This is a genomic window from Leisingera sp. S132 (genome assembly GCF_025144465.1).
Classification (GTDB): Bacteria; Pseudomonadota; Alphaproteobacteria; order Rhodobacterales; family Rhodobacteraceae; genus Leisingera.
The window spans coordinates 1,203,303-1,224,521 of sequence record NZ_CP083553.1 but is presented as its reverse complement, the minus strand read 5'-3'; the positions used below and the strand labels follow the sequence as shown (position 1 = coordinate 1,224,521).

Annotated in this window: 22 protein-coding genes; 7 read left to right on the top strand and 15 right to left on the bottom strand. The window is 61.8% G+C overall.

From position 1 onward, the window contains the following. Positions 1–129: 129 nt before the first annotated feature. From K3725_RS05965 to K3725_RS05955, 3 genes are all read right to left on the bottom strand, one after another. On the bottom strand, positions 130–1,179 hold the full coding sequence (locus tag K3725_RS05965; protein ID WP_260017908.1) for a methyltransferase domain-containing protein: 1,050 nt from the start codon (positions 1,177–1,179) through the stop codon (positions 130–132). Between the two features lie 163 nt (positions 1,180–1,342). Then, positions 1,343–2,467 (bottom strand): hypothetical protein, encoded by a 1,125-nt coding sequence (locus K3725_RS05960; protein WP_260017907.1) that lies wholly within the window; start codon positions 2,465–2,467, stop codon positions 1,343–1,345. 15 nt (positions 2,468–2,482) lie between these two features. Next, on the bottom strand, positions 2,483–3,262 hold the full coding sequence (locus tag K3725_RS05955) for an SDR family oxidoreductase (RefSeq protein ID WP_260017906.1): 780 nt from the start codon (positions 3,260–3,262) through the stop codon (positions 2,483–2,485). A gap of 204 nt (positions 3,263–3,466) precedes the next feature. On the opposite strand from K3725_RS05955, the gene K3725_RS05950 reads away from it, so the two are divergent. From K3725_RS05950 to K3725_RS05940, 3 genes are all read left to right on the top strand, one after another. Further along, positions 3,467–4,480, top strand: a complete 1,014-nt coding sequence (locus K3725_RS05950) for a Hint domain-containing protein (RefSeq protein WP_260017905.1) — start codon at positions 3,467–3,469, stop codon at positions 4,478–4,480. Between the two features lie 218 nt (positions 4,481–4,698). Continuing rightward, positions 4,699–6,483 (top strand): CHASE domain-containing protein, encoded by a 1,785-nt coding sequence (locus K3725_RS05945; RefSeq protein ID WP_260017904.1) that lies wholly within the window; start codon positions 4,699–4,701, stop codon positions 6,481–6,483. A gap of 15 nt (positions 6,484–6,498) precedes the next feature. Continuing rightward, positions 6,499–6,921, top strand: a complete 423-nt coding sequence (locus tag K3725_RS05940; protein ID WP_260017903.1) for a response regulator — start codon at positions 6,499–6,501, stop codon at positions 6,919–6,921. 67 nt (positions 6,922–6,988) lie between these two features. Here the strand turns inward: K3725_RS05940 and K3725_RS05935 are convergent, their stop codons facing one another. From K3725_RS05935 to K3725_RS05895, 9 genes are all read right to left on the bottom strand, one after another. Beyond that, the gene (locus K3725_RS05935; RefSeq protein WP_260017902.1) at positions 6,989–7,126 is read right to left on the bottom strand and encodes a hypothetical protein; all 138 of its coding nucleotides are present in this window, start codon (positions 7,124–7,126) and stop codon (positions 6,989–6,991) included. Then, positions 7,126–7,425 (bottom strand): caspase family protein, encoded by a 300-nt coding sequence (locus K3725_RS05930; protein ID WP_260017901.1) that lies wholly within the window; start codon positions 7,423–7,425, stop codon positions 7,126–7,128. The genes K3725_RS05935 and K3725_RS05930 overlap by 1 nt, the downstream gene beginning before the upstream one ends. Before the next feature lie 350 nt (positions 7,426–7,775). After that, the gene (locus tag K3725_RS05925; RefSeq protein WP_260017900.1) at positions 7,776–8,675 is read right to left on the bottom strand and encodes an IS3 family transposase; all 900 of its coding nucleotides are present in this window, start codon (positions 8,673–8,675) and stop codon (positions 7,776–7,778) included. Next, a complete protein-coding gene (locus tag K3725_RS05920; RefSeq protein ID WP_260016509.1) occupies positions 8,672–8,968 on the bottom strand; it encodes a transposase in 297 nt (98 codons plus the stop codon). The genes K3725_RS05925 and K3725_RS05920 overlap by 4 nt, the downstream gene beginning before the upstream one ends. 178 nt (positions 8,969–9,146) lie before the next feature. Beyond that, entirely contained in the window at positions 9,147–10,046 is a 900-nt protein-coding gene (locus K3725_RS05915) for an IS3 family transposase (protein WP_260017899.1), read from the bottom strand. Continuing rightward, a complete protein-coding gene (locus tag K3725_RS05910) occupies positions 10,043–10,339 on the bottom strand; it encodes a transposase (protein WP_260017898.1) in 297 nt (98 codons plus the stop codon). The genes K3725_RS05915 and K3725_RS05910 overlap by 4 nt, the downstream gene beginning before the upstream one ends. Before the next feature lie 157 nt (positions 10,340–10,496). Beyond that, positions 10,497–11,429: an IS5 family transposase gene (locus tag K3725_RS05905; protein ID WP_260015482.1), complete on the bottom strand. Its 933-nt coding sequence runs from the start codon at positions 11,427–11,429 to the stop codon at positions 10,497–10,499. Between the two features lie 104 nt (positions 11,430–11,533). Next, the gene (locus K3725_RS05900; protein ID WP_260017897.1) at positions 11,534–11,899 is read right to left on the bottom strand and encodes a BrnA antitoxin family protein; all 366 of its coding nucleotides are present in this window, start codon (positions 11,897–11,899) and stop codon (positions 11,534–11,536) included. Positions 11,900–12,097: 198 nt separating this feature from the next. Next, a complete protein-coding gene (locus K3725_RS05895; RefSeq protein ID WP_260017896.1) occupies positions 12,098–13,711 on the bottom strand; it encodes an ATP-binding protein in 1,614 nt (537 codons plus the stop codon). Between the two features lie 185 nt (positions 13,712–13,896). On the opposite strand from K3725_RS05895, the gene K3725_RS05890 reads away from it, so the two are divergent. Beyond that, entirely contained in the window at positions 13,897–15,504 is a 1,608-nt protein-coding gene (locus K3725_RS05890) for a peptide chain release factor 3 (protein ID WP_039179140.1), read from the top strand. Between the two features lie 37 nt (positions 15,505–15,541). Beyond that, positions 15,542–16,294, top strand: coding sequence for a hypothetical protein (locus K3725_RS05885; protein ID WP_260017895.1), 753 nt, complete (start codon positions 15,542–15,544; stop codon positions 16,292–16,294). Between the two features lie 126 nt (positions 16,295–16,420). Here the strand turns inward: K3725_RS05885 and K3725_RS05880 are convergent, their stop codons facing one another. After that, positions 16,421–16,570: a hypothetical protein gene (locus tag K3725_RS05880; RefSeq protein WP_260017894.1), complete on the bottom strand. Its 150-nt coding sequence runs from the start codon at positions 16,568–16,570 to the stop codon at positions 16,421–16,423. 201 nt (positions 16,571–16,771) lie between these two features. Between K3725_RS05880 and K3725_RS05875 the strand changes: the two genes are divergently transcribed. Together K3725_RS05875 and K3725_RS05870 are read left to right on the top strand one after the other, a co-directional pair. After that, a complete protein-coding gene (locus K3725_RS05875; protein WP_260017893.1) occupies positions 16,772–18,166 on the top strand; it encodes a DEAD/DEAH box helicase in 1,395 nt (464 codons plus the stop codon). A gap of 201 nt (positions 18,167–18,367) precedes the next feature. Beyond that, the gene (locus K3725_RS05870; protein WP_260017892.1) at positions 18,368–18,562 is read left to right on the top strand and encodes an RSP_7527 family protein; all 195 of its coding nucleotides are present in this window, start codon (positions 18,368–18,370) and stop codon (positions 18,560–18,562) included. A 207-nt stretch (positions 18,563–18,769) separates the two neighbouring features. On the opposite strand, the gene K3725_RS05865 is transcribed toward K3725_RS05870, so the two are convergent. Both K3725_RS05865 and K3725_RS05860 read right to left on the bottom strand, forming a co-directional pair. Next, positions 18,770–20,437 (bottom strand): ribonuclease J, encoded by a 1,668-nt coding sequence (locus K3725_RS05865; protein WP_260017891.1) that lies wholly within the window; start codon positions 20,435–20,437, stop codon positions 18,770–18,772. Next, positions 20,434–21,216 (bottom strand): type III pantothenate kinase, encoded by a 783-nt coding sequence (locus K3725_RS05860; protein WP_260017890.1) that lies wholly within the window; start codon positions 21,214–21,216, stop codon positions 20,434–20,436. Before K3725_RS05860 ends, K3725_RS05865 begins: the two co-directional genes overlap by 4 nt. Positions 21,217–21,219 lie beyond the last annotated feature (3 nt).

Genomic DNA, 21,219 nt, shown 5'->3' with positions numbered 1-21,219 from the left:
CGCCGGGATAGCAACCCAGCGGCAGCGCCGCAAGCGGTGCGGTCAGCCTAAGGCCAAGGAAGAGAATTTGGCGAGGGCAGCGCCCGGCGGTGCCGCCGGGCGGCAGACTTCAATTTCGGATTTGCCGTGTTAACAGCACCCCGGCGCGGCGCCGTCCTGTTCCAGCCCGTTGAAGGGCGAATTGCCGCCGCAGCCTTCGAATATCCCATAGTGGGTCTCAAAGCTGCCAATGAACTCAAAATGCGGCGCCAACCGGGTATTCTGCAGCATCATCCAGGTGTTGCCGCAGACCGGAAACACCTTGCCCGCCTCGATCACGTGATGATCGTCCAGCGCAAAGACGTGGGGCGCGTGCGGAATGGTGCCCTTGTAGATCACCGCCTGTCCGTAATCCTCACAAGCCGGTTCCAAGACTGGCAGCTTGAAAAGCCGGTAGGTGGCCGACAGGAACTTCAGCGGCTGCACCCGTTTTTCCAGCACCGGGTTTTCTATGGTCAAAAGGCGTGAGGTCACCATCCGCGGGTCCTTGAAACCGGACTCTTTGGCGATTGACAGAAAATCGTTCCAATAGAGCGCCCCGGACAGGCACTCTCCGTACAGAACCTCATCCTCCGCCATCTCCTGCGGCACCCGCCGGTCGGCGTAAACGTCGGAAAAATACATCTCCCCGCCTTCTTTCAGCAGGTGATGCGCGCCGCGCAGCACCGCGCCCTTGTCGGTGGCCAGGTTGATCACGCAGTTGGAGACGATGATGTCAAAGGAGCCCGGCTCCAGGTCCAGTTCCTCCAGCGTCTCGATAAACCCGCGGTGAAACTCGACGTTGGACTTGGCATAGCCGAATACCTCAGCGTGATAGTCCTGATGGCGGCGAGCCACCTCCAGCTGGGCGGGTGTCATGTCGACGCCGACCACCCTGCCGTGCTCGCCAACCAGCGCCGACAGCGCATAGACGTCCCGTCCCGCGCCGCAGCCAAGGTCGAGGATCTTGACCCCTTCCAGCGCCTCGGGCGCGATCAGCCCGCAACCATAGTAGCGGGTCAGCACCTCATCGTGGATCTTCGACAGCACCGCCTTCACATGATCCGGCATATCATCCGGCGTGCAGCAGGCGTTGGTCTGGAGGTCGTCGCTGCCTTGCAGCACCTCGCCGTAATAAGTCTGCACGTTTTCATGTTTCATGGGGGCGCCTTTCCTGATGGTTCCGGACCATCGGGATAGCGCCCCTCAGGCACTCCGGCAATCGGGCCGGCGGGAGGCCTGACGCAACTGTGATAGAACGTGGGGATTGCGCGGCCCGGCCTGCCGGCCGGGCGGAAAATTTTTTCGATGACGTGGCTGAGGCTCACCTCTCCGGCAGCAGTTCAAACTCCGCCTCGGCCCGCACTCTGCCATTGACCATCAGCTCAATCCGGTGCGGCCCCGGCACCAGTTTAAAGGTCGTGGCGTTGCCCTTCAGCTTGTGGCGCTTGTCCAATTTCAACAATTTGCCAGAAATTTTCGATTGCTTCAGCTTGAACACTTTCGCCGAGACCTTGCCGCCAGGCCGCTGAAAATGAAGGATATAGTCGATCAGGACGGGCGAACCTGCCTGTCCCTCCAGATGCACCGAGAACTCCAGAGCTTCGCCAATCCGCACATCCTGCGCTTTCAGCGCGATTTCTACGCCCAGCGCCAGATCCGGGTCATAGCCCAGCATCTTCATTGCCCGCGGGTGCCCTGCCTTGACCAGCCCGCGCAGCGCGTGGGAGGTCATCCAGTCCAATTCCTTGGCCGCTTGCGCCCCGGCTGCCTGCCAGTGCTCCAGACGGTCCATCACCAGATCCGGGTCTTTCTTGGCGACGTCGTTCAGGTGGTTGGCGATTGACCGGGTGACATAACGGGTCGGGTCGGAATGCAGACGGTCCAGCAGCGGCAGCGGCTCATCCAGCTGCAATCCCACCGCCTCACCCCAGGGCAGCCGCGGCCGGGTGCCTTCACTGACCAGGCGGCGGACGTGATAGCTGGAGTGGCTGGCCCATAGCTCCATCCGCGCCAGCACCTCTGCCGGCCAGCGGTTCAGGAACGGGCGGATCGCCCATTCCATGGAAAACCGCTGGGTGATTTCTTCCAGCAGGTCCAGCGACAGCTCCGGATGCGCCCCGATCCCCCTGGCGGCCACATATTCGCCCAAGGGAGCAAAGATGAAATCTCCGAAATCATCATCGGTTTTCGACGGGTCCAAGGGCGGCGGCAGCGCCTTCAGCAGCACCGGCGCGGCCTCGGGCAGCGCCTCCGGCAGGTGATCCGCCAGCACATCCGCAATGAGCGTCATCCGCTGTTTCAGCTCGAGCGCCGGCAGGTCTGCCATCACCTTGGTCTCGAAAGCATCAGCATCGAACCCGCCGTCCGCAGCCGCGAACAGGCCCGCCAGATAGCGAACCTTGCCCCGGTTAAACAACTGGTCCTTCAGGGAAAACCCGCCGTCCATGCGCCCTGCCCCTCCTTACATCGTGCTGTTGGTGGCGCCGCCGTCCAGCAGGATGTTCTGCCCGACGATAAAGCCCGCGTGCTGCGAACACAGGAAGGCGCAGGCGGCACCAAATTCCTGCCGGGTGCCATAGCGGCCCGCGGGAATGGTGGCAAACCGCTGTTTCTGCGCTTCTTCGGGGGTGATCCCCTGCGCCTTGGCCGCGCCGCCATCCAGCGCCACGGCGCGGTCGGTGGCATGGATGCCCGGCTGCAGGTTGTTGATGGTGACGCCGTGGCCCGCCACCTGCCGCGAAGTGCCCGCGACATAGCCCGTCAGCCCTGCACGGGCCGAGTTCGACAGCCCCAGCACCGACACCGGCGATTTGACCGAAACCGAGGTGATGTTGACCACCCGGCCCCAGCCGCGCTCCATCATGCCGGGCAGCAGCGCCTTCATCAGCGCAATCGGCGCCAGCATGTTGGCATCCAGGGCCTTGATGAAATCCTCGCGGTCCCAATCGGTCCACATGCCCGGCGGCGGACCGCCCGCGTTGGTGACCAGGATATCGACGCCCTCTGCCGCATCCAGCACCTGCTTCTGGCCCTGCGGCGTGGCGACATCCGCAGCCACCGTCACCATATCTACGCCGTACTGGTCACGGATGGCCTGCGCCGAGGCCTCCAACGCCTCTGAACCGCGGGCGTTCATCACCAGGTTCACACCGGCCTCCGCCAGCGCCTCTGCGCAGCCAAGGCCCAGCCCCTTGCTGCTGGCACAGACCAGCGCGCGCTTGCCCGAAATACCCAGATCCATCGTTTTCCTCCCTCCGGATTCTTCACCGTTTGCCGGAGAGTGCACCGCCCGCCCGCCAAAGGCCAGCCCCGGACGGCGGCTGACCCAATCGTGAAGCTGCCGGAAAATCAGCCCCGTTCCACCGCCATTGTGCCACATTCCGCAGGCATTTTTGTTGGACAGCGCCCTGCGCGCGCCCACATATGGACCAAGACAGACCCGCAGATGGGACAGACAGTGACTGCCAGCCTCTCTTCCGTTCAGGCCTACCCGGCCGAGCGTTTCCGTGTCGAATACGGCGCCAACGCGGGCGACCCGCTTGGCGTGCTGGAAGATCTGGTGCTGGACGACATCTATCTGCTCGACGGCCCGGCCCCGCCGCAGCGCCTTGGCATCGCCGCCCATCACGACGGCAGTTTCACCATTGCGGAAGGCAGCGCCATCGGCACCCCCGGCGCGGTGCTGCATCTTGACTGCCTGCTGACCCTGATGCCTGACCGCGGCCCCAACACTGAGACCCTGGTGATGGTGGAAGCCGACGCAGAGGGCTATATCGCTGCCATTTTCCTGGTGCCGCTGGCGCCGCTGCAGACCCAGATGCCCTACACGCTGGTGAAGGCTGCGCGCGAACCGGCCCGGCGCAAGCTGGCGCAGTCGGCCTGCGTCTCCTTTACCCGCGGCACCCGCATCACCCTGTCGACCGGCGAACAGCGCCCGATCGAAGAGATGCGCGCAGGCGACCGGGTGCTGACCCGCGACGACGGCATCCAGGAGGTGCGCTGGGTCGGCCAGTCCACCCTGCGCGCGGTGGGCGATCTGGCGCCGATCCTGATCCGCAAGGGTGCCCTCAACAATTCCAACGACCTGATCGTCAGCCCCAGCCACCGGCTGATGGTCTACCAGCGCAGGGATGAGATCGGCGCCGGCGCGCCGGAACTGCTGGTGCGCGCCCGCGATCTGGTGAACGGCGGCAGCGTGGTCGTGCTCGACGGCGGCTTTACCGACTACTTCCAGATCCTGTTCGACCAGCACCATATCATCTATGCCGAGGGCATCGCGGCCGAGAGCACCTTCCTGGATCCGGTCACCCGTCAGGTGCTGCCCGAGGATTTCTGGGCCACCCGCCCCGGCACCCTGCCGGCGGCCCACACACGCGGCGCCCACGGGCTGGACGTGAACCGCTCCCTGCTGGACCGGCCGGACGCGGTTCGGCTGCTGAAACGCTCTTCGCTGCGCTAAGCCGCGAAACTTTGACCCGGCAGGCAATTCAAATTCAAGGGCTTGCCGAGGCCACGCAAGGCGGTCCCGCATCGAAGCAGAAGGGAGTCCGAATCTCCGGCCTGACGCAAGAAAACATGCCACTCCCAAAAGGTTTGTTCACACAATATTAATCGCGTAAAAGCAGAATGAACTGGTGGGCAAGGGATTGCGATTACATGCCGGAACATTCCTCTAGATTGCAAAATTGGCGCCGGCTTTTCAGCCACAGCCATCTCTCGCTGATCCATGTTCTGATCATCGGCCTGTCGCTGATGATGACCCTCGGGGCCTGGTACTACGCCAAGGCGCAGACCGAGACCCGCACCGAAAACGCCTTCAAGGCCGCACGCGACCAGGCGGTCGGCCTGATTTCCGCCCGGATGGCGAAATATGAGGACGCGCTCTGGGCCGGTGTTTCCGCAGTACAGTCCCATGGCGGTGACATGAGTTATCAGGAGTGGAAGGAATTTGCGCGTTCCCTGCGTGTGGACAAACGCTATGCCGGGATCAACGGCATCGGCATCATTCATCATGTCGAGCCGGGCGACTTCGAAAGCTATCTGCAGACCCGGCGTCAGGAGCGGCCAGGGTTCGCCGTTTACCCGGATCACGAAAACAGCATCCGCCTGCCCATCTCCTTTATCGAGCCGGAAGACATCAACGCCGCAGCGGTTGGATTGGATGTCGCGCATGAGGTGAACCGCCGGACAGCAGCCCTGGCCAGCAGCGCAACAGGCGAAGCCCGGATCACCGGCCCGATCGTGCTGGTGCAGGATGAAAGCAGCACTCCGGGTTTCCTGTTCTATGCCCCCTTTTACACCGGCGGCATCAGCACCAGCGCCGCACCGGACGAACGGCATCTGGACGGCATGGTTTATGCGCCCTTTGTGGTCCGCAAGCTGATGGCGGGCTTGCTGTCCAAGGACCTCCGGCACGTGCGCTTCAGCATCAGTGACGGCGGCGAGACGATCTATGACGAACATGATCCGGCGGACCCTCAGTTCGACCCGGCCCCCCGGTTCTCCGAGACGGTCGAGATGGAGATTTACGGCCGCACCTGGACACTCGACTTCCGTACCAGCCTCGGCTTCCGGCAAGCGCACTCCTACTCCCAGCCGGTGCTGATCCTGATCGGCGGCCTGGTGATCGAAACGCTGGTGATTTCGCTGCTGTTCCTCATGGCGCGCTCCGGCAGGCGCGCCAGGGCCTATGCGGACCGGGTCACCGCGGACCTGAAGGAAAAGACCTTGAGGCTCGAGAAGGCCCACGACGAGCTGGAGCAGTTTGTCTACATCACCTCCCACGACCTGAAGACGCCGGTGCGCGGTATCGGGGCGCTGACGGAGATGATCCAGGAAGACCTGGAAGACTACTTCAACTCCGCTGATGCAGACCCGGATGTGGCCGCCAACCTGGCCCGGATCACCGAACGGGTGGCCCGGATGAACAACCTGACGCAGGGGGTGATGGAATATGCGCGGACCGGCGTGCATTCAGCCGAAGACGCGGAGCTGTGCCTGCAGGATATGATCAAGGCGCTGCGGTCCGACTTTGGCCTGTCCGGCACCCAGCTGGAGCTGAGCGGCAACGCAACCCGCATCACCACGGATACCTTCAACTTTGTCCGCGTGCTGGAAAACCTTGTGGGTAATGCGGTCAAGTACCACCCCGACCCGGAACAGGCACAGATCACTGTCACAGTGGAGGATAAAGGAAGCCGCTACGACGTCTCGGTCTGCGACAACGGCGCCGGCATCGCTCCTGACTACCACAGCAGGATCTTCGATGTCTTTCAGACGCTGCGCCGCGCCGGTGAGCCGGAAAGCACCGGCATAGGCCTCGCCATCGTCAAGAAATCTGTGGAACAGCACGGGTTTGAGGTGACCGTGGAATCAGAGGTTGGACACGGCGCCGAATTCCGGTTTAGCTGGCCGGGCCAGGGGCGCAGTGCCCCGGCAGAACACCAAGACAAAGCCGCCTGACGTGGAGAATACTGAATGAACATCCTTCTGGTTGAGGACAATGACGTGGATGCGCTCATCCTGGAGCGCACGCTGAAAAAGCAGTCCCCGTCAGCCAGGATCGTGCGGGCCTGCGACGGCCTGGAGGCGCTGGAGATCCTCACCACTGAACGCGCGCGGGACCTGCCGCGCCCGTTCTTCATCCTGCTGGACATCAACATGCCGCGCATGAACGGGCATGAGTTTCTTGAGGAACTGCGCGCCAAGGACGAGATTTCCGGCAACATCGTGTTCATGTTCACCACTTCGGACAACCCCAAGGACATCGCCCGTGCCTACCACCGCAACGTGAGCGGCTACATCATCAAGCCAAGCTCCGCCGCCGGCACCAAAAAGGTGCTGAGCGCGCTGCAGGATATGTGGGAGATATGCACCCCGCCGCAATGCGCCACGGCCTGACGCGGGGCCGGTTTCCGCTCCCTGGGCCGGGACGCCCCGGCACAGCAGCCGCAAAAACCGCCCGCGCTCAGCGGAACTGCACCTCGCTGACCGCGGTATCGCGGTACCTGCTGCCGGGATAAACGCCGCTCAGCGTCAGCGTGATCCAGGTGACCTGCCCCAGCGGCCGCAGGCGCAGCTCCTGCAGCCCGTCGCGGTCCTCCATCACCACTTCCTGGCGCAGCCCGGCCTCCCCCCCTCGCCGCGCAGCCGCCGCCCGAACCGCAAGAGCGCCTGTTTCATACCGCCCAGATCCGCATCCAAGAGCGTGGTCACCTCGAACCCCGCCCCCTCCAGCGCTGCCGCCATCACCCGCGCATCATTGCCGGGATTGGCCAGCGGCGCGGTATGGGCATAGTTCGAATTGCCCACCACCAGCGCAATCCGCTCCCCCGCCCGGGCCGGAGAATTGACAAGCGCCAGGAGCGCCAGCACCACCCCGCCACCGCGGCCCGGAACAGCCAAATCCGATACAGCATCCCGCCTCTTTCCCCGTGGTTTGCAATCAAGGGCTTGCGGGTATCTAGGCAAAGGCGGCGGAAAAAATCAATCGGGGGGGGCCGGACCTTGCTGCCGTTCGCTGCGGGTGCAGCCTGGGTAACGTCGCGCATCCGCTTTGCGCAGAAAGCACCCTTTGCAAACTCGGCCGTTTGACGCAACCCGCCGAGGTTTCATGCCGCGGCGCAGCCCGCCGTTCCGGCCGTTCGCTGCGGCTGCGAGGTTTTGGAACCGGTGAACTCACACAGTGCGGGACTTTTCGGTCATTCACTTTTTGTGGAGTTCGTCCCGATTTCCGGACAGTTTGATTATTGACCCTACGCTGCGCTTTTCCAAGCCATGGTTTCGTATGCTTGCGCGGGGGTTTGGTAGCCGATGGCAGAATGACGTCGCTGGCGATTGTAGAAGACCTCAATGTATTCGAAGATCGCCGCCTTTGCCTGGGCGCGCGTTTTGAAGCGCTCCCGGTGAACCAGTTCCTTTTTCAGTGATGCGAAGAAACTTTCCGTTGGAGCGTTATCCAGGCATTCGCCGGTTCGGCTCATTGATTGGATGATCTTCGCGGACCCGAGCAGCGCACGGTATTCGCTGCCAGCGTATTGCACGCCGCGATCCGAATGGTGAATGAGCCCAGGCACCGGACCACGCCGCCCCAGGGCCATGTTCAAGGCATCACAGCACAGTTTGGATCGCAGATGACCGTCCATGGCCCAGCCGACGATTTCACGTGTTGCCATGTCTTTGATGGCGGCGACGTAGAGCCATCCTTCGTCCGTATCGACGTAGGTAATGTCGGCCAGCCAAACCCGGTTTGGAACGGAACAATCGAACTGCTGCTCCAGCAAATTCGGCGATGGTTTCAAAGAGTGATTGCTGTCAGTCGTGCGCGGCTTCCGGCGCTTGCGCAGACGCGGTGAGATACTGTTTTCCTTCATTATTCTGGCGACGCGACGCTCCGAGACTGCCTCGCCATCGGCTTTCAGATCCTGGTGGACCCGCTTTGACCCATATCGTTTTTTGCTTTGAGAAAACGCCGCTTTTATCTTTGGCAGCAACTCGGCGTCCCGGTCGGTACGCAGCTTTTGCCGCTGATCTCGGGTTGGTTGCGACTGAGTCAAACCATAAAACCAACTGCGGCCGATCCCCAGAATGCGACAGAGCAGGGAAATGGGATAAAGAGCCTTATGGGCAGCGACAAAGGCATGTTTCGCAGTCATGTCTTCGCTGCCCTTGAGGCGAAAAAAGCGGAAGCTTTCTCAAGGATTTCATTTTCCACCTTCAAACGTTTGTTTTCCTTCCGTAGACGATCCAGTTCCGCCGCATCCGCCTGCTGCCTGCGCAGTGCCGCCATTGATCCCGCCGCTTCGATCTCCAAGCGCCACGTCTTCAATTGCGAGCTCGTCACTCCAAGCTCCTTGGCAACACCACCTTGTGTAGCACCAGGCTTATAAAGCCGACCAACCGCTGCGGCTTTGAATTCATCTGTGAACGTCCGTCTCGTTTGTCCCATTCCATGCTCCTTTCCTGGACAGGGGTAAATTACCCTGGTGTCCGGCAACAGGGACGAAGTTCATTGGGCTTCGCTGACGCAGCATTCGTTCGCAAGTGCGGCACGTTCATCGCTGTCTTGCAGCGAATTTCGCCAGACTGGAGTTCGTCCCGATTTCCGGACAGTTTGATTATTGACCCTACGCTGCGCTTTTCCAAGCCATGGTTTCGTATGCTTGCGCGGGGGTTTGGTAGCCGATGGCAGAATGACGTCGCTGGCGATTGTAGAAGACCTCAATGTATTCGAAGATCGCCGCCTTTGCCTGGGCGCGCGTTTTGAAGCGCTCCCGGTGAACCAGTTCCTTTTTCAGTGATGCGAAGAAACTTTCCATTGGAGCGTTATCCAGGCATTCGCCGGTTCGGCTCATTGATTGGATGATCTTCGCGGACCCGAGCAGCGCACGGTATTCGCTGCCAGCGTATTGCACGCCGCGATCCGAATGGTGAATGAGCCCAGGCACCGGACCACGCCGCCCCAGGGCCATGTTCAAGGCATCACAGCACAGTTTGGATCGCAGATGACCGTCCATGGCCCAGCCGACGATTTCACGTGTTGCCATGTCTTTGATGGCGGCGACGTAGAGCCATCCTTCGTCCGTATCGACGTAGGTAATGTCGGCCAGCCAAACCCGGTTTGGAACGGAACAATCGAACTGCTGCTCCAGCAAATTCGGCGATGGTTTCAAAGAGTGATTGCTGTCAGTCGTGCGCGGCTTCCGGCGCTTGCGCAGACGCGGTGAGATACTGTTTTCCTTCATTATTCTGGCGACGCGACGCTCCGAGACTGCCTCGCCATCGGCTTTCAGATCCTGGTGGACCCGCTTTGACCCATATCGTTTTTTGCTTTGAGAAAACGCCGCTTTTATCTTTGGCAGCAACTCGGCGTCCCGGTCGGTACGCAGCTTTTGCCGCTGATCTCGGGTTGGTTGCGACTGAGTAAAACCATAAAACCAACTGCGGCCGATCCCCAGAATGCGACAGAGCAGGGAAATGGGATAAAGAGCCTTATGGGCAGCGACAAAGGCATGTTTCGCAGTCATGTCTTCGCTGCCCTTGAGGCGAAAAAAGCGGAAGCTTTCTCAAGGATTTCATTTTCCACCTTCAAACGTTTGTTTTCCTTCCGTAGACGATCCAGTTCCGCCGCATCCGCCTGCTGCCTGCGCAGTGCCGCCATTGATCCCGCCGCTTCGATCTCCAAGCGCCACGGCTTCAATTGCGAGCTCGTCACTCCAAGCTCCTTGGCAACACCACCTTGTGTAGCACCAGGCTTATAAAGCCGACCAACCGCTGCGGCTTTGAATTCATCTGTGAACGTCCGTCTCGTTTGTCCCATTCCATGCTCCTTTCCTGGACAGGGGTAAATTACCCTGGTGTCCGGCAACAGGGACGAAGTTCAGACCGGTCATTCAGGGGCGCCGATCTCGCTTGATCAAAGAGACTCTGTTGCGCAAATCGGTTGAGGGCCAAGGTTCCCCTTTCCCCAGACGGACTTATCCCACTGCCTCTGTGACGGGTATGCCAAGCGCGGTGAATCCGTTCATGACCGCAACACGGAGCTGAAGCTCGGCAACCTGACGTCCAGGATCCCGTGCCATCAGTCTTTGTCCCAGCAGTTTCATGCAGTGCATCTTGGTTTCGGCACGACTTCGGCGGTGGTATCCACTCCATTTCCGCCAAAGCGCTCGGCCAAGGTATTTCGACGCCCGCAGCGCTTCGTTGCGCGCAATCGCGCCTGCGGTGTCGGGTTTCCAGGGCTTGGCGTTCTTGCGGGGCGGGACGACGGCATTGGCACCTCGGTTGGCGATGGCATCGTGGCACTTGCGCGTATCGTAGGCGCCATCTGCCGTGACACTGCCGATCTCCTGCTCGGGCGGGATCTGATTAAGCAGTTCCGGCAGCATGGGCGCATCACCAATGTTGCTACTGGTGAACTCGACTGCCCGGATTTCCAGTGTCTTTTCGTCGATACCGAGGTGAACCTTGCGCCACACGCGGCGTTTCGAGCCACCGTGCTTGCGCGCATTCCACTCGCCTTCGCCCTCTACCTTTATCCCAGTGCTGTCGATCAGCAGGTGTAGCGGCCCCTCAGAACCACGATACGGGATGTTCACGGCGAGAGACTTCTGGCGGCGTGAAAGCGTGCTAAAATCCGGTACCGACCAGTCCAATCCACTCAATCGCAGGAGACTTTCCACGAAGCCGGTCGTCTGCCTGAGCGCCATACGGAACAGCACCTTCATCGTCAGGCAGGTCTTGATCGCGGCGTCGCTATAGATGGGCTGTCGGCCTCTCTTGCCGGTCGGCCGGGCCTCCCACGTCATCTCGGGATCGAACCAGATCGTCAGAGAGCCACGACGCTTCAGCGCTTCGTTATAGGCCCGCCAGTTCTTGATCTTGTAGGTCGGGGGTGTTGGTCTGCTCATGCCCTCCAGCTATCACGCTGGATTCATGAGATGAATCCCTCACCCGATTTGCGCAACAGAGCCTTCCGAACGGGGCAATAGTCACAACGCCCACCCTTCCCCCGTCACTTCCGCTCCGTCCCGTCGGCATTCCGGCCCATCGCGATGTAGCGCGCCTGCAGGCTCAGCCGCAGGATGGTGTTGTCCTTGTCGTGGGCCTGGATATAGCCCGCCATCAGCGCCATCCAGTAGGTCCGCAGCACGGAGTTGATGCGGCGGCTGTAGTTCGGGCCCAGCTTGCGGAACCATTTCACCATGTCCGCATCCAGCCGGATCGTCACCCGTGTCTTGGGCTTGCTGGTCCGCTCCCAACTGTCCATGCCGTCCCATTCGCGGGGCAGGCTCTTGTCCAGCCAGTCGCGGCGCAGGGATTGCTGCAGCTCATCAAGCTCCAGCTGCATTTCATTGTCATAGTATCGCTTGCTGGGCATCGCTCTCTCCCGTGGCGGCGGTTTCGGCGCGGGGCGGCACTTCCGCGCTGATCCCACCCTGCCCCGATCCGGTTAATTCCGCGCCAGCGGTGCGTACGGTGCCCCCGCAACACCGCCGGGCAGGCCTCTGCCCCGCCACGCGGCACCGGGGGGGCACAGGGGGTGTACAGGGGGTGCACGCCCGGCACCCCCGCTTTTTCAGGCTGGTTTTGCCTGCCGCAGGATCCGCGCCAGCAGCTCATTCTTGCGGAAGGGTTTGGCCAGGAAATCATTCATCCCGGCGGCCAGGCAGGCCTCCACATCGCTGGGCTGGGCATTGGCGGTCAGAGCGACGATGGGGCATTCCGGCAGGCCTCGCTCCCGTTCATGCGCGCGGATCCGGCGGGCGGCGTCCAGCCCGCCCAGGACCGGCATCGACAGGTCCATCAGGATCAGATCCGCGCCTTCAGCGGTAAAAATTTCCTGCGCAGTCAACCCATTGGCGGCAAAGCGCAGATCGGCGCCGGTGGACTTCAGCATTTTCCGGACCAGCAGCTGGTTGGTCCTGTTATCTTCGGCCACCAGAATACGCATGCCATTCAGCGCCTCCGGCGGCAGCTCCGGCACTGCCATGCTGGGCGGGGCGGCCAGCGCCCGCCTGCTGTCCTGAAAAGGCGCCATGCCCGGACCGTCAGGAGCCGCGCCGCCCGCCTGCGGCAAGTCCAGGCGAACTGTGAAAACCGACCCCTCACCGGGCACAGAGGCAGCCGTGACCCTGCCCCCCATCCGCTCCGCCAGCGCACGGGTGATGGCCAGCCCCAGCCCTGTCCCCTCGATCACGCGGGCTTCCTTCCTGTCGACCTGTTCAAAGGCGGAAAAGATCCAATTCATCTGTGCAGGCTCAATCCCGATACCGGAATCGGAGACCTGGATACACAGGGGCAGCGAGGCAGCCCCGGGGTCATAGGCGACACTGACGGTGACATGGCCGTCTTCGGTGAACTTGATCGCGTTGCCCAGCAGGTTCATCAGGATCTGACGGATCTTGCTCGCATCGCCTGCAAATTCATGCGGCACGTCCCCGGGGTATTCGGTGCGCAGATCGATCCCCTTGTACGCGGCCCTGGCCCACAGGAGGGTTCCCACGTCCTGAACCACGTCCCGCAGCGAAAACGGCGCATCGTGCAAGGAGATCTTGTCGGCCTGGATCTTGGAGAAATCGAGCACGTCGTTGATCACCGTCAGCAGGGCCGTCGCGGAATTGAAGATTGTATCGGCAAACAGCTGCTGCTGTTCGTCAAGATCAGTCTCTTTCAGCAGCTCGCACATGCCGATGATGCCGTTCATCGGCGTCCTGATCTCATGGCTCATGTTGGCGAGAAACCGTTCCTTGGCCTGGCTGGCCTCTTCGGCCTTGTCCAGGGCCATCCGGGTCAGCTCCAGCGCCTCGTCGCGCTCCCGCTCGGTTGTGATGTCTGTCGACGACCCGACAAGATAGGTCATCCGCCCGTCCGCGCCAAACACGGGGCGGAGCGTGGTGCTGAGGTATTTCTCCTTGTTCTGGGTCGGGAGGACAATGTCGTAGGTTGCTTCCCTGCCGCTGCTGATCACGGCCAGATGGTGGTTCAAAGCGCGGCGCCCGGTTGCCCCGCCGTAAAGTTCGAGTGCGGTCTTGCCTGCATAATCGCCGTACTCGAACTTGGTGAACTCACGCGACTTGGTGTTCATGTGGACGTAGCGCGGCAGCCCGTCTTCGCCCACCTTCAGGACTATCACCGCTAACTCGACGGCGTCGAGAACGCCAAAATGATCTGAAATCTCATCCTGCTGCACGCATCGTTCCTGAAACGAAAGAGCTTATTGATCCCCTGTAACACACAGGTGCAGCGCAAGTGTTACAGGAAAAGCGTTAGCGAATTATAGGCAAAACATTCTATCTCATTGCGGAATGCCGCTCCAACGCCCGCCGGGTTCCGTTTTTCTTGCCTCTGACGCGGTTTGTGGATACAGCCAGCCGCATGTTGGACACCGCTGCAAACCGCCCCGAACTGCCCGCCGAAATTGCCCGGCGCCGGACCTTTGCGATCATCTCGCATCCGGACGCCGGCAAGACAACGCTGACTGAAAAGTTCCTGCTTTACGGCGGTGCGATTCAGATGGCCGGCCAGGTGCGCGCCAAGGGCGAGGCGCGGCGCACGCGCTCGGACTTCATGCAGATGGAAAAGGACCGCGGAATCTCGGTATCCGCATCTGCGATGTCCTTTGATTTCAGCGGCTTCCGCTTTAACCTGGTGGACACGCCCGGCCACTCGGATTTCTCCGAGGACACCTACCGCACCCTGACAGCGGTGGATGCGGCGGTGATGGTGATTGACGGCGCCAAAGGTGTGGAAAGCCAGACCCAGAAACTGTTCGAGGTTTGCCGCCTGCGCGATCTGCCGATCCTGACCTTCTGTAACAAGATGGACCGCGAAAGCCGCGACACCTTTGAGATCATCGACGAAATCCAGGAGATGCTGGCGATCGATGTGACCCCGGCCAGCTGGCCCATCGGTGTCGGGCGCGATTTTATCGGCTGCTACGACATGTTGCGCGACCGGCTGGAGCTGATGGACCGCGCCGACCGCAACAAGGTGGCGGAAAGCATCGCGATTGAGGGCCTGGACGACCCCAAGCTGGCCGAACACGTGCCCGCGCATCTGCTGGACAAACTGCTGGAAGAGGTCGAGATGGCGCGCGAACTGCTGCCCGCCCTCGATCCGCAATCGGTGCTTGAGGGCCACATGACCCCGATCTGGTTCGGCTCGGCCATCAACTCCTTTGGTGTCAAGGAACTGATGGACGGCATCGGCAAATACGGCCCCGAACCGCAGCCCCAGTCCGCCGAGCCGCGCCAGGTGGCGCCGGAGGAAAAGAAGGTTGCGGGCTTCGTGTTCAAGGTTCAGGCCAACATGGACCCCAAGCACCGCGACCGGGTGGCGTTTGTGCGGATGGCATCAGGCCACTTCAAGCGCGGCATGAAGCTGACCCATGTGCGCACCAAGAAGCCGATGGCCGTGTCGAACCCGGTGCTGTTCCTGGCCTCCGACCGGGAACTGGCAGAAGAGGCCTGGGCCGGCGATATCATCGGCATTCCGAACCACGGCCAGCTGCGCATCGGCGACACGCTGACCGAGGGCGAGGCGATCCGGGTGACCGGCATCCCGTCGTTTGCGCCGGAACTGCTGCAGACGGTGCGCGCGGGCGATCCGATGAAGGCCAAGCACCTGGAAAAGGCGCTGATGCAGTTCGCCGAGGAAGGCGCCGCCAAGGTGTTCAAACCCTCGATCGGCTCCGGCTTCATCGTCGGTGTGGTCGGCCAGCTGCAGTTCGAAGTGCTGGCCAGCCGGATCGAGATGGAATACGGCCTGCCGGTGCGGTTCGAGGCAAGCCAGTTCACCAGCGCGCGCTGGGTCAGCGGCGACAAGGCGGCGGTGGACAAGTTCATCAACGCCAACAAGCAGCACATCGCCCATGACCACGACGGCGACATCGTGTACCTGACCCGCCTGCAATGGGACATCGACCGGGTGGTGCGGGATTACCCGGACTTGAACCTGACCGCGACCAAGGAAATGATGGTCTAAGCGCTCAATTTTCCAACTCAGTGCCAAAGGAGCCGCCTTGGACCTGGATCGAGAAAACTACCCTGGCAGGTTCTATTCCATCATGCGGCGGATAGAGAAACGGGAACGTCCGTTTCACAATCCGCTTGCAGCCCTGCCCCCGCCGGATTGCGACCTGGAATCGCTTCTGGAGCAACGCATAGCTGAGCCTGTCGAAGCGGCAGACGGGCCCGGCGACCGCACCGACGCTATACAAAAGCACGCGTTACTCAGGGCAGAGTTTTGCGGCGAGCCCGAACTCTTGGCCCTGCATGCGCTTTGTATCGCAATCCTGCGCAGGCAGCCTCCGGTCGAGCAGGCGCGGCAGCTGTTTCTGCGCATATGGACAGAACACGGACATCAAATGGCCACCGCACTGCCGGTGCGATGGCTAGTTGCTGCCGCCACAACTTTTGCTGATCATGGGAAAACCATCGATCAGCGCCTAGGCGGTCAAGGCCTCATGATGCTGTTCGATCTGATCAAGCTTCACGACAGCGAACGCCGCCAAAGCGGTCGCAAAAACAGCAGCGGGTTTCCCAGAAGACGGGGCGGGCCGAGACCCGACGATCTGGCCTTTGGCATGGACGCCTACTCTCTTGACCGGGGTGATCTGGACAAGAACATGCTCGCCCGTCTTTGGCGCTACACGGAGAACGACGTGGTTCTGCAACCCCTGGGCGTTCAGATGCTACGGCTAGTGATGAGCGACCCACGCAGCATCTTTGGCCGAATACAGCGGTACAAAGTCCCCCACGAGGAAAACGGCTGAACTTGCACCGTCAGGAGCCATCAGCATCAACGATGCCGCCCCCTGCTGCAGCACGGTTCCTACCGGCCCGGATTAAGACCGGGGTATTCCCGGCTGTTCGGCGGATTGAATTCTCATGAACTGCTTTTACTGATAGAAGAGGAGCACGGACAGGAGGGCCTGCGCAGCTTCTTCGATGAAGTCAGTGCCCGGGATCCTGAGGTCTACCGCAAACTGCAGGAGCGCGGGCTGGTGCGGAATCGCCCGCTCGGCCTCGTGGGCAAACGGCAAAAACATTTCCCGGATTTTGGGTAAATTGTTTCTAATTTGCCGATCCCGGCGACGAAAACCCTGCAAAACCCGGCATTAATTGACCTGCGCATGGGATTTTGCTATGCCCCGCGACGAGCCGGCAGCTGCCACACCGCATGACCTTTTGCGGAGCCGGCTGCAACACACACGCGCGGGCCAGGTCAGTGTCCGCAATGACGGATGCAAATGACAAAATTCACCGATCTGAACCTTAATCCCAAGGTCCTCAAAGCTATTGAGGAAGCCGGGTACGAAAACCCCACCCCGATTCAGGCAGGGGCAATCCCGCCGGCGCTGGAGGGGCGCGATGTTCTGGGAATCGCCCAGACCGGAACCGGCAAGACCGCATCGTTCACGCTGCCGATGATCACGCTTCTGGCCCGCGGCCGCGCCCGCGCCCGAATGCCGCGCAGCCTGGTCCTGTGCCCCACCCGCGAGCTGGCCGCCCAGGTGGCCGAGAATTTCGACACCTATGCCAAGCATGTGAAGCTCACCAAGGCGCTGCTGATTGGCGGCGTCTCCTTCAAGGAGCAGGACGCGCTGATCGACAAGGGTGTCGACGTGCTGATTGCCACCCCGGGCCGCCTGCTGGATCATTTCGAGCGCGGCAAGCTGTTGCTGACCGGCGTTCAGATCATGGTGGTGGACGAGGCCGACCGGATGCTCGACATGGGTTTCATCCCGGATATCGAACGCATCTTCTCGCTGACTCCGTTCACCCGCCAGACGCTGTTCTTCTCGGCCACCATGGCGCCGGAAATTGAGCGGATCACCAACACGTTCCTGTCCGGCCCTGCCCGCATTGAAGTAGCCCGCCAGGCCACTGCGTCGGAGACCATCGAGCAGGCCGTGGTGCAGTTCAAGGCGTCGCGCCGCGACCGCGAGGGCAGCGAGAAGCGCACCGTGCTGCGCGCCCTGATCGACGCTGAGGGCGACAAGCTGACCAACGGGATCATCTTCTGCAACCGCAAGACGGATGTGGACATCTGCGCGAAGTCGCTCAAGAAGTACGGCTATGACGCCGCTGCCATTCATGGCGATCTGGACCAGAGCCAGCGCACCAGGACTTTGGATGCCTTCCGCGAAGGCAATCTGCGCATACTGGTCGCCTCTGACGTGGCCGCACGCGGTCTGGATGTGCCGAGCGTCAGCCATGTGTTCAACTTTGACGTTCCGGGCCATGCCGAGGACTACGTCCACCGCATCGGCCGCACCGGCCGTGCCGGCCGCGAGGGCAAGGCGATCACCATCTGCATCCCGCGCGACGACAAGGCGCTGGCCGCTGTCGAGGGCCTGATCCAGAAGGAAATCCCGCGCCTGGAGAATCCGGTCAAGCCGGAACCCAAGAAGGAAAAGCCTGCCCGGCCTGCAAAAGCAGAGAAGGCAGACGCGGACACCCGCGAGAGCCGCAAGGATGAGGCGCGCGAGCGCCGCAGGGATGAAAAGCCTGCGCAGAAGCAGGAGCGTTCCTCGGGCCGCGGCGGCAAGCACGGCAAACGCGACGACAAGGCTGTGGTCGGCATGGGCGACCACCTGCCCAGCTTTATCGCGCTCAGCTTTGCCGAGCGCCGCGCCAGCTGATCCTGGCACATTCTGATTTTTTCAAGGCCGCCCTGCCCCGGGCGGCCTTCTGCATTGGCCCCAGGCACATTCACCTTGCTGTCTGCATGCTGTCAGCACATGGCTACCTTTGCACTTGCAGCATAGCGGGTCTTCGATCTTGTATGGCGTCAAACCGCGCAAACGGGCGTATTGCTTCCATCAACACGAAACGCGCCATTGATGATGGGCCACGCCATGAACACCACCGACACCAAAACCCTGACCATTTCCCAGTTCCAAGCTATCGAAGCCCGCGCCCATGAGCTGCGCGCCCAGGCTTTCGCCGCCATGATGCGCCGCCTGTTCGGCGCCCTGTTCAGCGCCCCGCGCAAGGTGGTCTCCTGCCCCAGCTGCGCCCGTCCGCTGCACAGCTGAGGTTGTCGCGGCTTCTTTCGAAGCTGCGCCCTGAAATGAAAACGCCGCGTGCCCCGGGGGCCGCGGCGTTTCTGTTCATTCAGCCTTGCCGGTCCGTGCCCGCGCCGCAGGCCCCTCAGGGGCTGCGGCGCCAGACCCAACGGGGCCTGCTGCATCTTTGATGCGGCATGGGCCGGGCGGGAGAGCCGCCCTGCCCGTTTGGCAGAATCAGCGCATGCGGCTGACCACCACCGTTACCTCGGGCTTCTTGCCGATCTCAGCCTGTGCGGTCTGGCGGGTAATGCGGCGCAGCTCCTGTTCCAGCTTGTCGTCGTCGCGCAGAGTCTTGGCGCCTGCCCGCATCAAAAACTGGTTCAGGTCCTCCTCCAGCACATCAACCAGCGCGGCCTTGGAGGTGCCGGTTTCGGCCAAGCCCTTGAGATCGCACCAGGGCTCGCCCAGCGGCTCGTCTTCTTCATCGAGAATCACCGTCACCAGCACATGCCCGTTCAGCGCCATGCGGATGCGATCGCGGATGATGCCGTCCATGGCACCGTATTTGACGGAGCCGTCCAGATAGGTGCGCCCAGTATCGATCCATTCGGTGACAGACGGTACATCGCCGGTCAGGTCCATCATCATGCCGTTTACCACGACGGCGCTGGCAATTCCCTTTTCCTCGCCCAGGCGGGCGTGCTGGCGCAGGTGGCGGTGCTCGCCATGCATCGGGATCAGCATCTTGGGCTTCAGCAGTTTGTGAACAACCTCCAGGTCCGGACCGTTGGCGTGCCCGGACACATGATAGAGGCCGGAGCTGTCATCGACCACATCCACCCCCATTTCGGAGAACTGGTTGATGATGCGGATGACGCCCTTTTCGTTGCCCGGAATGGTCTTGGAGGAGAACAAGAACAGATCGCCCTCCTTCAGCTCCAGCCCGCGGTACTTGCCGCGCGCCAGCTGCGCGGTGGCCGCGCGGCGCTCGCCCTGGCTGCCGGTGGTGATCAGCATCAGGTTGTCGCGCGGTACATTGGCGGCGTCCTCGGGGCTGATCACTTTGGGGAAATCGACCAGCACCCCGGTTTCCACAGCCGCCTCGATCATCCGGCGCATGGCACGGCCCAGCAGCACCACGGAGCGGCCTGCCTTCACACCGGCCTCTGCCAGGGTTTTCACCCGCGCCACGTTGGAGGCAAATGTGGTCGCGGCGACCAGGCCCTTGGCCTCGGAGAACAGCCGGGTGATTTCCTCGGGCAGTTCCGATTCCGAACGCCCCGGATGCTGCGAGAACACATTGGTGGAATCGCAGACCAGTGCCTGGATGCCGTCCTTTGCGATCTCCTCCCACATCTCCGGATCAAAGGGCTCACCCACCAGCGGGTTTGCGTCCAGCTTGAAGTCACCGGTGTGCACCACCCGCCCTGCCGGGCTGTCGATCACCAAACCGCCGCTTTCGGGAATCGAGTGGCTCATCGGCGCAACGCCGATGGTGAAGGGGCCAAGCTTGGTTGTCTCCGGCCAGGCCTGCACGGTGTGCACGTTGGCCGGGTCGTGGCCGGCCTCTTCCATCTTGCGGCGCGCCAGGTTGGCGGTGAAAGCGCGGGCGTAGACCGGCACGTTCAGATGCGCATAAAGATGGGCAATGGCGCCGATGTGGTCCTCATGCCCGTGAGTGATGAAGATGCCTTCCAGCCGGTCGGCGCGCTCCTTCAGCCAGGTGATGTCGGGCATGATCAAGTCCACGCCCGGAGTGGTGTCCATGTCAGGGAAAGTCACGCCCAGATCCACCAGGACCAGCCGTTCCTTGCCCTGCGGGCCGTAGCCGTAGACATAGGCGTTCATGCCAATTTCGCCTGCCCCGCCGAGGGGCAGGTAGATCAATCTATCACTGCTCATGCGTCAGTACCGTTATCCTTATTGTATTTATGGATGATCTGCAGCCCGTGCATGGTGAGGTCATCCTCAAATGCGTCAAACAGATCAGCAGATTGCTGGAACAAAGGCGCCAGTCCGCCTGTCGAGATCACTTTCATCGGCACCGCCCGCTCCGACTTGATGCGGGTGCAAATCTCGCGCACGAGGCCGACATACCCCCAGAACACGCCGGATTGCATACAGGCGACGGTATTGGTGCCGATCACGTTCTGCGGCTTGGAAATGTCGACATGGGGCAGCGCGGCGGCGGCCTGGTGCAGCGCCTCCAGGCTGAGGTTCACGCCGGGCGCGATCACCCCGCCGACATAGGCGCCGTCCTCGGCCACCACGTCAAAAGTTGTCGCCGTGCCGAAATCGACAACGATCAGGTTGCCGCCGTAGGTATCGAACCCCGAAACCGTGTTGACCAGCCGGTCTGGACCGACGGCGGTGCCCTCGTCCACCCGCACTGCGACGGGCAGCAGGCATTCGGGTTTGCCCACCACCAGCGGCCGGGTGTTAAAGTAGCGGTCCGCCAGCACACGCAGGTTAAATACCACCCGCGGCACGGTGGAGGAGATGATCATGTCGGTGATGTCCGCCTCGATCCCCTGCAGTTTCATCAGGGTACTGAGCCAGACGTAATACTGGTCGGCGGTGCGCTGCCATTCGGTGGCGGTGCGCCACATGCCAATGAACTTCTCGCCGTCATAGATCGAGAAGACGGTATTGGTATTGCCGCAATCAACTGCCAGAAGCATTGC

What these genes read in the sequence shown, in the direction of transcription:
- K3725_RS05900 (WP_260017897.1), bottom strand. Translation starts at nt 11,899, where the DNA reads ATGCCCAGCAAGCGATACTATGACAATGAAATGCAGCTGGAGCTTGAT.
- K3725_RS05880 (WP_260017894.1), bottom strand. Translation starts at nt 16,570, where the DNA reads ATGTTTTTGCCGTTTGCCCACGAGGCCGAGCGGGCGATTCCGCACCAG.
- K3725_RS05860 (WP_260017890.1), bottom strand. Translation starts at nt 21,216, where the DNA reads ATGCTTCTGGCAGTTGATTGCGGCAATACCAATACCGTCTTCTCGATC.
- K3725_RS05925 (WP_260017900.1), bottom strand. Translation starts at nt 8,675, where the DNA reads ATGACTGCGAAACATGCCTTTGTCGCTGCCCATAAGGCTCTTTATCCC.
- K3725_RS05950 (WP_260017905.1), top strand. Translation starts at nt 3,467, where the DNA reads ATGGGACAGACAGTGACTGCCAGCCTCTCTTCCGTTCAGGCCTACCCG.
- K3725_RS05905 (WP_260015482.1), bottom strand. Translation starts at nt 11,429, where the DNA reads ATGAGCAGACCAACACCCCCGACCTACAAGATCAAGAACTGGCGGGCC.
- K3725_RS05870 (WP_260017892.1), top strand. Translation starts at nt 18,368, where the DNA reads ATGATGGGCCACGCCATGAACACCACCGACACCAAAACCCTGACCATT.
- K3725_RS05890 (WP_039179140.1), top strand. Translation starts at nt 13,897, where the DNA reads ATGTTGGACACCGCTGCAAACCGCCCCGAACTGCCCGCCGAAATTGCC.
- K3725_RS05920 (WP_260016509.1), bottom strand. Translation starts at nt 8,968, where the DNA reads ATGGGACAAACGAGACGGACGTTCACAGATGAATTCAAAGCCGCAGCG.
- K3725_RS05910 (WP_260017898.1), bottom strand. Translation starts at nt 10,339, where the DNA reads ATGGGACAAACGAGACGGACGTTCACAGATGAATTCAAAGCCGCAGCG.
- K3725_RS05935 (WP_260017902.1), bottom strand. Translation starts at nt 7,126, where the DNA reads ATGGAGGACCGCGACGGGCTGCAGGAGCTGCGCCTGCGGCCGCTGGGG.
- K3725_RS05915 (WP_260017899.1), bottom strand. Translation starts at nt 10,046, where the DNA reads ATGACTGCGAAACATGCCTTTGTCGCTGCCCATAAGGCTCTTTATCCC.
- K3725_RS05940 (WP_260017903.1), top strand. Translation starts at nt 6,499, where the DNA reads ATGAACATCCTTCTGGTTGAGGACAATGACGTGGATGCGCTCATCCTG.
- K3725_RS05960 (WP_260017907.1), bottom strand. Translation starts at nt 2,467, where the DNA reads ATGGACGGCGGGTTTTCCCTGAAGGACCAGTTGTTTAACCGGGGCAAG.
- K3725_RS05875 (WP_260017893.1), top strand. Translation starts at nt 16,772, where the DNA reads ATGACAAAATTCACCGATCTGAACCTTAATCCCAAGGTCCTCAAAGCT.
- K3725_RS05865 (WP_260017891.1), bottom strand. Translation starts at nt 20,437, where the DNA reads ATGAGCAGTGATAGATTGATCTACCTGCCCCTCGGCGGGGCAGGCGAA.
- K3725_RS05965 (WP_260017908.1), bottom strand. Translation starts at nt 1,179, where the DNA reads ATGAAACATGAAAACGTGCAGACTTATTACGGCGAGGTGCTGCAAGGC.
- K3725_RS05955 (WP_260017906.1), bottom strand. Translation starts at nt 3,262, where the DNA reads ATGGATCTGGGTATTTCGGGCAAGCGCGCGCTGGTCTGTGCCAGCAGC.